The sequence below is a fragment of the Bacteroides sp. genome (genome assembly GCF_029057325.1).
In the GTDB taxonomy this organism is placed as follows: domain Bacteria; phylum Bacteroidota; class Bacteroidia; order Bacteroidales; family Bacteroidaceae; genus Bacteroides.
In genome coordinates this window covers 55303-69846 of sequence record NZ_JAICZW010000161.1, presented here as the reverse complement: position 1 = coordinate 69846, position 14544 = coordinate 55303, and the positions used below count along the sequence as shown (strand labels likewise).

Annotated in this window: 11 protein-coding genes; all 11 read right to left on the bottom strand. The window is 45.4% G+C overall.

Annotation, left to right across the window (positions count from 1 at the left end; translation table 11 throughout):
* Positions 1–35: 35 nt before the first annotated feature.
* A complete protein-coding gene (thrS, locus tag K2G43_RS10630; protein WP_297644665.1) occupies positions 36–1976 on the bottom strand; it encodes a threonine--tRNA ligase in 1941 nt (646 codons plus the stop codon).
* Between the two features lie 78 nt (positions 1977–2054).
* Positions 2055–4115, bottom strand: a complete 2061-nt coding sequence (locus K2G43_RS10625; RefSeq protein WP_297644478.1) for a tetratricopeptide repeat protein — start codon at positions 4113–4115, stop codon at positions 2055–2057.
* Between the two features lie 689 nt (positions 4116–4804).
* On the bottom strand, positions 4805–5362 hold the full coding sequence (gene def / locus K2G43_RS10620) for a peptide deformylase (protein ID WP_297644477.1): 558 nt from the start codon (positions 5360–5362) through the stop codon (positions 4805–4807).
* 91 nt (positions 5363–5453) lie between these two features.
* Positions 5454–5894 carry a Holliday junction resolvase RuvX gene (gene ruvX / locus K2G43_RS10615; protein ID WP_297644475.1) on the bottom strand — a complete coding sequence of 147 codons (441 nt, stop codon included), beginning with the start codon at positions 5892–5894 and terminating at the stop codon, positions 5454–5456.
* Positions 5895–6111: 217 nt separating this feature from the next.
* Positions 6112–6864: a YjbH domain-containing protein gene (locus K2G43_RS10610; protein WP_297644473.1), complete on the bottom strand. Its 753-nt coding sequence runs from the start codon at positions 6862–6864 to the stop codon at positions 6112–6114.
* 338 nt (positions 6865–7202) lie between these two features.
* Positions 7203–8327: an OmpA family protein gene (locus tag K2G43_RS10605; RefSeq protein ID WP_297644471.1), complete on the bottom strand. Its 1125-nt coding sequence runs from the start codon at positions 8325–8327 to the stop codon at positions 7203–7205.
* A 50-nt stretch (positions 8328–8377) separates the two neighbouring features.
* Entirely contained in the window at positions 8378–9247 is an 870-nt protein-coding gene (locus K2G43_RS10600) for a DUF3869 domain-containing protein (RefSeq protein WP_300154961.1), read from the bottom strand.
* A 13-nt stretch (positions 9248–9260) separates the two neighbouring features.
* Positions 9261–10505 (bottom strand): hypothetical protein, encoded by a 1245-nt coding sequence (locus K2G43_RS10595; RefSeq protein WP_300154958.1) that lies wholly within the window; start codon positions 10503–10505, stop codon positions 9261–9263.
* A 125-nt stretch (positions 10506–10630) separates the two neighbouring features.
* Complete coding sequence (locus K2G43_RS10590) at positions 10631–11599, bottom strand: PCMD domain-containing protein (RefSeq protein WP_300154955.1); 969 nt, start codon at positions 11597–11599, stop codon at positions 10631–10633.
* A gap of 138 nt (positions 11600–11737) precedes the next feature.
* Positions 11738–12844: a sulfotransferase gene (locus K2G43_RS10585; RefSeq protein ID WP_297643343.1), complete on the bottom strand. Its 1107-nt coding sequence runs from the start codon at positions 12842–12844 to the stop codon at positions 11738–11740.
* Positions 12845–13080: 236 nt separating this feature from the next.
* Complete coding sequence (gene cysN / locus K2G43_RS10580; protein ID WP_300154952.1) at positions 13081–14544, bottom strand: sulfate adenylyltransferase subunit CysN; 1464 nt, start codon at positions 14542–14544, stop codon at positions 13081–13083.

Genomic DNA, 14544 nt, shown 5'->3' with positions numbered 1-14544 from the left:
TGATTTATGCTATGCTTTTACAATTGGGCGCAAAGTTACCATTTATTTATCATATTCTGAACTTCTTCGTTCACTTTTTTAGCAAATTCCTCGAATTTCATGCTTCCCATATCGCCTTCTCCCTGCTTACGAACGGAAACTTCTCCATTTTCCGCCTCTTTTTCGCCGACAATCAGCATATAAGGAATGCGTTTCATTTCATTGTCGCGAATCTTGCGGCCAATCTTTTCATTGCGTTCATCCACAAGGGCCCGAATGTCATATTTCTTCAAGGCCAGCTTCACTTCATTGGCATAATCGTTGAATTTCTCGCTGATAGGCAAGATAGCCACTTGATCAGGAGTCAGCCACAATGGGAATTTACCTGCGGTATGTTCGATAAGAACCGCCACAAAACGTTCCATTGAGCCGAACGGCGCACGGTGCACCATTACCGGACGATGTTTCTGATTGTCTGCACCGGTATATTCCAGTTGAAAGCGCTCCGGCAGATTGTAGTCAACCTGAATAGTACCCAACTGCCAACGACGGCCGATGGCGTCTTTCACCATAAAGTCCAACTTAGGTCCATAGAAAGCGGCTTCGCCATATTCAATCTTTGCCTTCAAGCCTTTTTCCTCGCAAGCTTCGATAATGGCACGCTCCGCTTTTTCCCAATTTTCATCACTGCCGATGTATTTTTCTCGGTTCTCCTTGTCACGCAAAGAAATCTGCGCTTCAAAGTTCTCGAAAGCCATCGATTGGAAAACAATGGAGATGATATCCATTACGCGGAGGAATTCATCCTTCACCTGATCGGGACGGCAGAAGATATGCGCATCGTCCTGCGTAAAGCTGCGTACACGCGTCAATCCGTGCAATTCGCCGCTCTGTTCATAACGGCAAACCGTTCCAAACTCAGCCAAACGCAAAGGCAAATCTTTATAAGAACGAGGTGAATTCTTATAAATCATACAATGATGAGGGCAGTTCATCGGCTTCAAGAAGTACTCTTCTCCTTCTTCCGGTGTATGGATGGGCTGGAATGAATCCTTGCCGTATTTGGCATAGTGTCCGGAAGTGATGTAAAGCAATTTGTTTCCGATAGGCGGACACATCACCTCCTGATAATCGTAACGAGCTTGGATGCGACGCAAGAAGTCCTGCAAACGAATGCGCAAGGCAGTACCCTTCGGCAACCACATCGGCAAACCTTTACCTACCGTATCGGAGAACATGAACAAATCCATCTCCTTGCCAATCTTGCGGTGGTCGCGTTTCTTGGCTTCTTCCAGCAGAACGAGGTATTCATCCAGCAATTTCTTCTTCGGGAAAGTGATACCGTAGATACGGGTCATCATCTTGCGGTCTTCCTGACCACGCCAGTAGGCACCGGCCACAGAAGTCAGCTTGATGGCTTTGATAGGTGCGGTAGTCATCAAGTGGGGACCACGGCACAAATCGGTAAACGCGCCTTGCGTATAGGTTGTGATATGCCCGTCTTCCAGTTCGGAAATCAACTCACACTTATAAGTTTCTCCACGGTCGCCGAACATCTTCAAGGCATCCGCCTTGGCTATGTCAGCTCTGACAACCGCTTCTTTCTTTGCCACCAGTTCGGCCATCTTCTTCTCGATTACCGGAAGGTCGGCCTCCTTGATGGTGGTTTCGCCCGGATCCACATCATAGTAGAAACCGTTTTCAATGGCAGGACCTATACCGAACTGAATGCCCGGGTAAAGCTCTTGCAAGGCCTCGGCCAGCAAGTGGGCACTGGTATGCCAGAAAGCATGCTTTCCCTGCTCGTCTTCCCATTTGTAAAGAACAACTTCGGCGTCTTGCATGATAGGACGCCCCAAATCATAAGTCTCTCCGTTCACCCCGCAAGCCAGTACATCCTGCGCCAATCGTGAACTGATGCTTTCTGCAATCTGCAGTCCTGTTACTCCTTCGTTGTATTCACGTACGGAGCCGTCTGGAAATGTTATCTTTATCATAATCAGTATGTATATTTCTTTTTTTGGACGCAAAAATAACTAAATCTTTTTGATATTCTATTTTTTAGCAAAAAAATGTTATTCATTGCGCACATCCGTGAACCTCTTTATGATATTGTAAGCCGATACAATCCCCAGTTCACCAGCCTTGCTCAAATCGGAAATACCTTGTTTGTTGTTCCCCAGAAAGATATGCGTCAGCCCACGGTTGAAATAGGCTTCCGCAAAATCACCGTTCAATTCAATTGCTTTGTCATAGTCCATCAGGGCGGCACGATAATCCTTCAAGAGAGAGGACACATTTCCCCGGTTATAATATCCATAAACAAAATCAGGAGCCAACCGGATGACATTATCCAAGTCCTTCTTCACGATTTCATAATCAAGGGCCGTCACTTCCGGTTTCTTCACTTCGGCCACACCGGAAGTGGTCCCCTCGTTCAGCGCAGCTTCCGCCTTCCTGTATTCCAATTGTTTGTAACGCACCAAAGCACGCATCAAATAGGCGGGGAAGAACGTATCATCAAGCAGGATACTTTTCGTAAAGTCATCAATAGAGCTGCTAAAGTCTTGTACCAGATAGAAATCCAATCCACGCATAAAGCGTTTCTTGGCGTTCCTTTCGTCAGCCACAACATCCGATGTATGGGCATCGACCAAAGCGAAATGGAACCGTACCTGCTCTTCCGTCAACGGAGCCTCCATATTCGTGATACGCAGCCGTTTCGGGAAAAGCTTCGAATGATTCAGCTCTTCGATGTACTTATGATAATGCACAGCACGCTTTACGTCGCTCATCTTCTCATAGTAAGTCAAAGCATACATCGGCTCCAGCTTGATGGTGACATTCCGGTCTTGCACACGCCCTCGATAATCACTCTTATAACGCTGATCGGCTTCCGAATCATCCGCAATGACAATCTTACGGTAGTTCTCCATGTTCTTATCAGATTTCTTACGGGTTTTTCCTTCATTCCCGCCGGAGTCTCCGGACGAGGCATCTGCCGTATCGCGGCTATCGTCTTCGGCAGCCTTGTCAGAAGAGACACCGTTGCGCTTGTCTATCTGCATCTTCATCACTTTGAACTCGTCTTGTTCCGCTCCCTTCACATCTCCAATTTTCCGACGGGCTTCGGCACGCCGATAGTAGCCTGCCATAAAATTGGGATATTCCTCAATCACTTTGGAATAATCGCTGACGGCTCCTCGATAATCACCGGTTTGCGCACGCAGCAAGCCGCGGTTGAAAGTGGCCATCATGTTGTCCGGTTCTATTGACAACACAAAATCGAAGTCTTCTATCGCCCGGTTGTCATCCCCCACTTGTGCACGCAGCAAACCACGGTTATAGTGTCCCAAAAAGTTATGCGGGTCGATGTCCAATGCCAAATCATAATCACTCATCGCCCCTCTCAGATTGTTCTGATGGAAGCGTGCCAACGCACGGTTGATATAATTGCCCGCGTTCTTGGCACTCAGATGTATCGCCTGATCCAAATCGGCCTCCGCCTCTTTATACTTCGCTTGCTGAATGCGCACAATAGCTCGCGCCGCCCATCCATCCGGGTCATACCGATCCATGTCGATGGCCTTGTCGAAATCAGTCAATGCCTGTATCGTATCATTCTGCTTCAAGAAGACTTCACCTCTCATCAGATAGGCACGCGTATATCGGGGAGCAATCGTCAGCAACTGCCCCAAATCCGATTTGGCCGCCTCGAAGTCCTTCTTCTGAATATGGCAAAGAGAGAGATTATGCCACAGCACCACGTTCTCAGGATCGTATTTGATAGCTGTCTTATAGTCCTCGATGGCTCCATCAAACTTATTTTGCCTGATACGTGCCAATCCTCTGATTTGATAGGCACCTACAACAAACGGATTCCGATAGATGGCTGCATCGCAGTCGGCTTCCGCTCCCTGGTAATCGTCCAGATTGATTTTCGCCAGCCCACGAAAGAAATAAGGCTCATACAAATAAGGTTTCGCGTTGATTACCTGGTTAAAGTATTGAATGGAAAGCACATAGTCTTCAAAATATAATGCATTCCGTGCAATGGTCATCACCCGTTCCGTATTGATTTGCGCACATAGCAATGTAGGCAACAGCAAAAAAACTGTCAGTATTCTTTTTATCATCTTTCTATTTAAATGCTTGTAAACGAAACAAAAGTAACGTTTTTCATTCAGTTGTCAGGCTTCACGGAACACTTTTTATGTTTTTTGAGCCTTTTACACCTTAATTTCTGGTTCATCCGCCATTTGAAATGATAGTTTACCGACATCGTTAGTCGGGCTGAGAGCCCCATAATCCTATAATCCGGAGCAACGTCCCTGATATGGATATGCGATAACCACAGAGACCACGTCCTGAAAGGGAAAAAGTTTTTCTTGAATTGCAAATCATTGAATGGCAAGCATTTAACCCATTGACAGAATCAATTCGCAGGTCTGCTTCCAGACATTGCTTAACACACTGATTATCAGATACAGAGAAGTGAATTGACAGACACTTGTGTTCAACGTGACAAACACTTGTGTTCAAGCTGACAGACACAAGTGTTTGAGAAGACAGACACAAGTGTCTATCAAAACAGGGAATATAGGGGAAATTGCAGAAGGTATTTACTTGCTGATTTAATGCCGCCAACAGGTACATTTATTAAAATACGCGGCGTATAGCTTGAACGTTTTTGCCTCTTCAGGGCAATAGCTTGTGACATCATGTTATACCCGGGGCATCGCCTCGGGTATAACATACTTTTGGAGCTTTCAGCCTGCTGATGATAGAGAAACGCCCTGCTGTCACTCCAAATGCCGGATCTTCCTTATTTCTTGACGGTTTTCACCTTATAGGTGCAATGCGCCTTCCCTTTCAACAAGGCATTCAGTTTTCCCTTGATCATCTGCTTGCGCAAGGGAGACAGGTGGTCGATGAACATCTTTCCTTCCAAGTGGTCGAATTCATGCTGCATCACCCGTGCCAAATATCCTTCCACCACTTCCTCATGCTCTTCCAAATTCTCGTCCAGATACTTCACGCGTATTTTATCGCCACGCTTCACCGATTCATGGATTCCCGGAAGGCTCAAGCACCCCTCTTCCATAGAGACAAGCTCCCCGCCTGCTTCCAGAATATGGGCATTGATATACACTTTGCGAAATCCCTTGTACTCAGGCAAATCCTCCGACAAGACATCCAGATTAATAACTACCACACGGATAGGAAGACCGATTTGCGGTGCCGCAAGTCCCACGCCTTCAGCATTATCCATCGTTTCAAACATATTCTCAATCAGCTCCTTCAGGTTGGGATAATCAGGTGTAATATCCTCTGCCACCTTTCTCAACACCGGCTGACCATAGACATAAATAGGTAAAAGCATCTTATTTGATTTATGAGTTATGATTTATAAGTTTAAAGTTCAGATTTCAGATTTATAATTTATGACGAGACCATTCACATAGCATGGTAAATCATAAATCTGAAATCTGAAACCTTCCCCCCTCTCCTCTTTCCAAATAGGTTTGCAGAATAATAGTCGCACTGATTTCATCTACCAAAGCCTTGTTCTGCCTGTCTTTTTTCTTCAGACCCGCATCAAGCATCGCCCGATGAGCCAGGACCGAAGTAAAACGTTCGTCCACATACTCGATGGGCATATCCGGCAACCTCTTTTTCAAAGAACGGACAAACGGTTCGATATGCTTCATATTCTCCGAAACCTCGTTGTTCATCTGCTTAGGAAGCCCTACCAAAATACGTTCCACCGGCTCCTTGGCTACATAGTCAAGAAGAAACGACAGCAGTTGATGCGTAGGCACAGTGGTCAATCCGTTGGCAATCAACTGCAATGTATCACTCACGGCTATTCCGGTCCGTTTCCGTCCGTAATCTATGGCAATTATTCTACTCATAATGGCTACAAAATTACGACTAAAATTTGATTTTGATACCAAACCTGCCTATATAATACAGAAAAGAGGGTGCATTGATGTAGAAAAGAGCAATCGTAATGATATAATTCAGGCACGGATTACATGAATTTCACGGAATTCTTAAAGAAAAAACCGTGTAAATTCGTGTAATCCGTGCCTGAATTTCGGCATACCTTTTTGCTTCTTCCTCCAAAGATTACTTCAAATTAATCTTGAAAGTCAATCCTCCGGTGAAGTATTTCATTTTTTGCATTTCCATCTGAATATGCAGATGATTGAACAACAGATAAGTGGCTCCCAAAGCAAAATCCTTGGAGTCATACTCTGCAATCAGTCTCAATTGAGGATGGAAAGAGGGATTATAGGTGATACCCGCCGCCACACCGTTTAATTTATACTCCTTACGATTGTTGTAAAGATAGGAAAGATGAACCCCTATCTCCTCTTTTCCGACAGGGATGTGCTTGGTAGCCGCCACGTAAAAACGGCAATAATATCCATTTCCTTCCGTCGAGCTAACCTGCCCGTTTTCCCCTCCCGATTCCGTATAGGGGTCGGAAGTTCCTACCACCACGGCAGGCATATATTTCCAGAATTGCCCCTCTTTCAGTGCTCTCAGTCGAAGAGAGAAATATCTGTCTTGATTCGTAAAGCCCGTATAGCCATACGGTCCCAATCCTAGTGCCTCCGCCTTGAACAAGGTACAAGTGTATGCCACTTCCATCCAAGGAAAGATTGTAACGTTCAGGAAATAGTTATAGGTATGATAATACCATGTCGGCGGAGTAAGCTCCTTGTTCAGGAAGTTTCCTCCAATCATCACCGTCTTGTCCCGTTGCATTTCTGCGGATGGTGCATGCAACAAACCGGTTGTTCCGTATGTCAGCTGGGCATATCCGCCCAAGGAACAACAGGAAAAGATTATAGCAAAAAGCAACTTAAATTTCATCAGTCAAAACAATATTTTCTGTTTTTAGGCAATTGGTCGGAATTTCTTTCCAATTTCAGATTTCTGATTTCTGATTTCAAACTCCGTGCAATCGTGGCTAATTTATGATTCCTTTTCCTTTTTAACACATCTGCCTAAACTCCCGAATAACTTCTTTACATAGAAATATTTGCCGGGGAAACCGAGCGGATGCACCAGGGTGCATCCCTACAAAGGGGTGTTCAGTCAAAACGGCTGAATGAGTGTTACATTTGCAGGATATTTCTATTTAAGTATAAAAAAGGCGCCTGAAAATCCAGACGCCTTCTTTTTAGAGTCTATTGTTATCGAGAACCGTATTATTCAAGAATAACTACACGGTTCAAGAAGTTCTTACCGAACATGTTTTCAGTACCACCGAAGCCTACGAGTTCGAGTTGATCTTTGCTTACGCCTTCAGCAACCAAAGCATCGTAAACAACCTGAGCACGCTTTTCAGACAACTTCTGGTTGAAAGGAGCGCTACCGGTAGCCTTATCGCAGTAACCTGCAACTTTGTACTTCTTATCCGGATTAGCCTTCAGGATCTTAGCAGCCAACTGGATGTTAACCTTACCGTAGTCATCCAGACGAGCGCTACCAATCTTGAAGAAGATAGCACGCGGACCAGCCACTTCAACTTCCTTCGTAACTTCTTTCACTTCAGTTCTAACATTCTTTCTTGCTGCTTCCAAGTCAGCCTGAGCCTGTGCCAACTCGCTTCTGTAACGGTTGATCTCTGCATTGAGAGCATCTTCGTCAACGTTAGAAGCTTTCACGAACTTCTTACCACCGAAGGTATATGCAACGCCCAAATTCAAACGAGCAGAAGCTTCTGCTTTGCGGCAGTCGCTTGCATCACCGAAGATAGAAGGAGTAACACCGAAACGAGCTTCCAAGTTAACACCCCACTTAGAGTTGATGTCATAACCAAGACCCAAACCTACAGTAGCACCGAAACGAGCTTTCGCACCATCTTCAGTATAAACTGCTGTTTGCTTGCCATCCTGAGCGATAGTCAATTCTGTATCAACAGCTCTAGCGATATTCATTGTCGGACCACCAAAAGCATACAAGTTGAAAGCACGATTAGGATTGTAACCTGCGAAAAGGTTAATCAAATTCAGCGTAGCGTCCAAATTGATTTCACCGAACTTCTTGCAATAGCGGCTATAACCATTATCTTGTTCATCCAAACTCTGCCAGAAACCACCGAACTGACCGCGTACACCCCATACCGGAGTAATGTGCTTACCAATTGTAATGTTGGCATTAAATGTAGGAGTATTAAAACCGCCATTGATTACAGACATTCCTCCGATGCCCAATCCTACATAAATATTATCCGAACCCTTTTCGGTATAATATTTATCTTTTTCCTGCGCATTCACTGTTACACAAGCACCAGCCAGTAACAATGAAGCTATGATAAATTTACTTTTCATTGTAGTCTCTTACTTTTAAAATTACACTTATATTAATGCTGAAAGATGAATTATTCGGGCATTACGATACCACCACCAGCATTCGGGTTATTTCCGTGACCGTGTCCATGTTCATAACTGTGTTCATGACCCGGAGCAGCTTTTTCCTCAGCCGCAGCCTCAATTTTATAGATAGGATTATTATAAACCACTTTGGCTACGACCTCATCAGATGCAATAGAAGTCCAAGTATATGTAACTTTTGCCGGAGTAATCACATAATATGCTGTAAACATAGACCATGCAGAAGCCTTAAACTCATCACTTTCACCTTCATTAGAAAATTCTGTGCTTTCAATTGCTTCACTCAAAGTAAATGACGGAGAATAAATTTCTTTGCTAATCACCTCCAAAGTTGCCTTCTCATTCCAAGTTGCCTTATAGGGGAAGTAATAGTCAGTAGCATTGATGCCCCATACAGAACCTGCATGATCATGAGTAAATTCTCCATTGAAGTTTCCGTAAATACGCGCACCCGGAGTTCCCAGTTCTGCCTCAGCAACCACTTCCACACCTTCATATTTGGAATCCAGCAAAATAACAGGTGAATAGTTTACTGTTTGACCAGCGGCCAAAGCTTCATAATTTACAGTAACAGAACCACTTACACCATTAACCGTAGCCTTAATTTCACGAGATCCCTTTGCAATATCCTTGCTACCCGTAATTTCAGCAGTAGTACCTTCAAAGTCTGCGCTAGCTGTTACATCTACATTCGTACCTGCGTCAATAACAGTCGGAGTAAATGTTATCTTTGCAGGGCTGGGTTCAAACTTCACATTGAACTCCTCTTTTTCACAAGAAGTGAAAGTTGTAGCCAAAGCTACTGCGGCAAATGCGAAAATTGCACTCATGCCGTTCAAGAACTTAATCTTTTTCATCTCAATAAAATAATTAAAAATTTAACAATTCTGACTTAATAAAATATGGGTTAAAACTATTTTTCTCCATTATATTGTCACTGGCTTCTGCCTTATATTCTTTATAATAATAGCGTTCGTTACCTGAATTATAAACAATACCCATGTTAGCAGAAGTATTTATACGTGGCACAGACTTATACCTTTTATATTTATAAGGTGGCAACAAGACTTGAAAACGAAATCCGCCATTGATTCGAGCCTCTTGTGCTTTCATTGCATAGAAGCCAATGGAGCAATAACGGAAATGACGAATCATTTCTGCCTTGACACCAACTTCTTTATACAAAAACTGTTGCGCCTGCACCGTAAATTGCGTATTGTATTTTGTCCAGAAAAAGCTACCACCGACCGACCATGTGAAAGTCATCGTGGGGTCATAGTGTAGCGTAAAGCCGTCCCAAAATCCAATACCTGTATATCCCAATCTCAGCATGGCAGCAAATCGCTCGTCCTTGAACGGATGAACAAAATCTGCATCAATGCCATATCTATCCATATTAAAATACCCGGCTGTTACCCTACCGAATATATTATACGGCAAGCGAAAACGTTGCGATATGGTTAGATGTCCCGGATGAATTTTCCCTTCATAAATTCCATATCCGTCATTATATACGGGAAATTTCACCTGTGCGGTCAACTTCATTCCTTTCCATAAAGAGACCTCTATAGCTGGACTTAAATCAAACAAAACTTGATAAATTTGCGTAAGTATCAAATTCTTGAACGCCAACTGCGGATATACCAACACATCAATCTTAAACAAAGAACGATTTTTCAGTTTTATCTTCCGTGCCTCTTTCCAAGTATCACCCAACTCATAACTGACATTCCAGTCTCTGCGCTCCACTTGAGGTACGGTATCACCCTTTATCGGATGATAGCTCAAAGAAATCTGAGGCACATTATTATTCAAAACGACTACCCGGCATGTTTTACCTTCCGATAATCCCCGTTCTTGAATAACATCTATCGCCTTACCAATGCCAACGCCCTGAATACGATATGTTGAATTTTCCAACACATATACCCGTTCGTGGTCATCTTCCGTCCATCCGACATTTTCAAATCCCATTTTCACCAAAGCATCCACTACTTCCTCTCCTGTTTGGCAAGTCCCCTTCAAGGGGAACAAACAGAATAAAAAGAACGCCGCACATTGTGCTATTGCTTTAACAGTTAGGACTTTCCTCATATCAGAGTTTTTACACCTCATTTTTTTCAATCATTGTCTGCATCCAAATGACACAAAATACGCTGCAAAAATAGGTACTTTTTTAATAATACCAAAGATTTTTACATAAAAATGAAGAGAACGGGAGTTTTTTATCCCGCGATGTGTCAATAAACCAACCTTACATTATCAATCCACAGCGAATTGCCCGGAGAGCCGATATATGCGCCGCCATGACTGGACGTGAATTGCAACACTATATGGGTAGGCACATCCTCTTCCGTACCCCAAGCCACCTCCTTGATAGGAACACTCTCGCCCTTGCTATTCAGGGCATAACGCTCTTCTACCTGAAGGCGCATCATGTGTGCCTTATAAGCGGGATTGCCGGTTATGTCGCCATACATAATGGAATAGGTAGCATTGTTGTGCCAATCGGTTGTCTCATAATAGCGCACCACCATCGTTCCCACACGCTTGGCATAAATATTCCCTTCCGCATCTTCCCACCGTTTCTGCAAAAGCAGGATGACAGCCGGAAAATCTTTACCTTCCACCTCCGTGATACGGCTGAATCCCGTCGCCCGAATACGCTTCTCACGATCGGACATCTTCACTTTATAGTCGAACTGAATGGCTATGGGCTTTTTGGTAAAGGCGATTCCAGAATTCAGCATCTTCTGCGGATTCTTGGTGCTCTTGATGGGTTCATGCACCTCGCCCAAAAACATGGAACCGGCAGCCAATACCGTTATATCGACCAGCCCCATCACTTTCACGCTCTCCATGCGGGTATCCATCCGGGCGCAAAAACCATCTCCCCGCTTCTCCGGGAAAAGGGAAGTGTTCGTTTTAGAGATGCCGGCTACCCGGGCATACACATTGGAGGTTGCCCACGGCGATCCGCCCATGTTCTTGTAAGCCGTATTCTCTTTGATGGTGGCCGTAGGACCGATGGCATACACATGCTTCGTGGCACCACCTATGATACCCGACTCCTTGATTTGGCGGTCAATCCATTGATCCATATTTCCAAAAGGAAGCATCTCTACCTGATGTTGCTGCTGCGCAAAGAGGGTTCCACAACAGAACAAGGCAGACAGCATAGCTACTATACAAATTTTCTTTCTGTTCATCGATTATTGCATTCTAATTCCGCAAGTAAGTTATTTTTCAGGCACGGATTACACGGATTTTACGGATTACTTAAAGAAAAACCGTGCAAATCCGTGTAATCCGTGCCTTCTTTTTTATATCATTAAAGTCCTGAAAAATCACAACTCGTACCCCCACTGCTCCAGCGCAAAGTTCCAGTTCTCCTGAACCAGCTGCACGGTACGTTCGTCATACTTATACTTATTCTTCTTATAGCCTTTTTTGCCACCCACATACTTTTCGATGTCGGCACGCGCCTCCGCAAAGCCCGGAATCGTCAACGTCTTATAGATGTGTTCGGTCATTCCCATAGCATCGGCTTCAAAATCCTCGAACTTCACCTCTATCAGATTGCCTGCGGGGATGCACGCCTTGTCCGCCTCATACTTATGATAGAGTTTGGCGTAGATGGAGAGGATGTTTCGCTCCAGTTCCTCGCTGCCGATGTCCTGCAACTTCAACGGCTGGATAGTGTTGGTGAAGAAGCTTCGGGTACTCTCGAACACGGTATAGGGGTTGCGCATCAGGTAGATAAACTTGGCGTTCGGAAACATTTTCACCAGTTCCTTCACACGTCCCGTATGCGGGGGATTCTTACTAAGGAACTGTGTGCCGTGCGTATTCCAAAGGGAAATTTTTATCAGCTTGAGGAACGTCTCTTCAAAGACTTTCAGCTCCTCTGCCGTGATGTCGTCGAACAGCAGGTATTTGTCGGCATACTCCTGCTGGTATTTCGGAAGGAACCAAAAATTATAATAAGTATAGGGCATCATGTTCGTCAAGGCGAACTCCTCCTCCTGCGGGAGGTCCACCGCCAGTTCCATGTTGTCCGTAGGGCGCTTGTCGGGCATCAGCCAGCTCATGTTCTTCTTGAAGAAGGGCTGTCCCCACATCATCAGGTGCGGGAATACCGTCTGATAGGTGGTGTTGTATCCGAAATGCTTGTCACAAGAGAAGACATTGTGCACAAACGTCGTCCCGCTGCGCCAGTGCCCTAAGATGAACACCGGGTCATGCTCCAAAGGCTTGTTCGCCAAGAGTTTCTCATAACGTCTCTCCTGCAGGGGAGCCAGCGTGGAGAGCAACCGGCAGACAGCCTTTGTCAGGCGGTACTTGCCTTTGTAGGCAGCCTCTATCTCCCGCCCCTTCGTAACTTCTTTGAATGTTTTCCAATCAGCACCTACCAATGTGTTTATCGGAAGTTTATTAAATTCTAATAGTCCCATCTTTCTTAAATTGAGAATTGAGAGTTGAAAATTGAGAGATTCCTATTATTCAACTCTTATTCTTTACTTTTTAATTTTTATTTTTCAAGTACGAATACTTATCCTCGCTACATCTTAGAAGTGTATCAAAACAAGGTTTCGATTTTTCAGGCACGGATTACACGGATTTACATGGTTTTTTCTTTATAAGTAATCTGTGAAATCCGTGTCATCCGTGCCTAATTTATATCATCAACCTATTCTTTCTCCACAACCACCGCAATCCCTTGCCGTTCCAGTTCCTTCACCGCCACTTCTATCGCCTCGTAATGTTCGGGGGCGATGCCCAGCTTCGGCAGGTTCAGCACGGGCAGGTCTTCGGACACGTGCAGTTCCTTGCCCTCTACCCGGTCTATAATCATGCCGACGGCACTGGTGTTGTTAGTGATGGGGTCTATCAGGATAAACGAGCCGGTCGCCTTATTCTTCTGATAGGGGTCGAAGAAGAGTTCCTTTGCTGTGGTCAGCACCACACGGGCTATCTGGTTGAGCTGCATCGGCAACGACTCTTTATCCAATTTTCCGTTGTCGATGGAAAGGTGCTCCATCGTGTTCACATCCACTTTGTACTTGATGTTGTCGATGCGTGTACGGCTGAGGTTCGTGGTCTGCTTGATGAAGAACGACTTGTTGGCATCCATCGGCTCCTCGTCCATCCACACCAGCATCGCTTCAAAATTGCGGTCCATCATCGGCAGGTTGCCGGGATGCACCAACATCTCTCCGCGCGACACGTCAATCTCGTCTTCCAAAGTAAGCGTCACCGACTGGGGCGGGAAAGCGTAATCCAACTCGCCATCATAGGTCACAATGCTCTTGATGTGCGACTTCTTGCCGGAGGGCAACGCCATCACCTCGTCCCCTTTGCGCACGATGCCGGACGCCACCTTGCCGCAGAATCCGCGGAAGTCAAGGTTGGGACGCAGCACATACTGCACCGGGAAACGGAAATCGGCAAGGTTATGGTCATTGTCTATGTACACCGTCTCCAGAAAATCCAGCAGGGAGATGCCCTTATACCAAGGCGTGCGTTCCGACTTCTCCACCACATTGTCGCCATCCAATGCCGAAAGCGGGATGCAGTTCACATCGGGAATGCCCAGCGGAGCAACAAACTTCCGGTACTCTTCCACAATCTCGTTGAAGCGTTCTTCCGAAAAGTCCACCAAGTCCATCTTGTTGACGGCCAGCACCACGTGCTTGATGCCCAGCAACGAAACCAGGAAGGTGTGGCGGCGTGTCTGCGTAATGACACCCATCCGCGCATCCACCAAGATGATGGCAAGGTTGGCGGTGGAGCCACCGGTAATCATGTTGCGCGTGTATTGCTCGTGCCCCGGCGTATCGGCAATGATAAACTTACGGTTGTTGGTCGAGAAATAGCGATAGGCCACATCGATAGTGATACCTTGCTCGCGTTCCGCCTTCAAGCCGTCCAGCAGCAGTGCGTAGTCTATGTGGTCGCCCGCATTTCCCATCCGCTTGCTGTCGCGCTCCAATGCATCCAACTGGTCTTCATACAGTTTCTTGCTGTCGAACAGCAAACGGCCTATCAAGGTGGATTTACCGTCATCCACCGAACCCGCAGTCAACAATCTCAGCAAGTCCTTCTGTTCATCCTTATCCAGAAAAGCCTTTATATCAAGTGTAGAATCATTCAT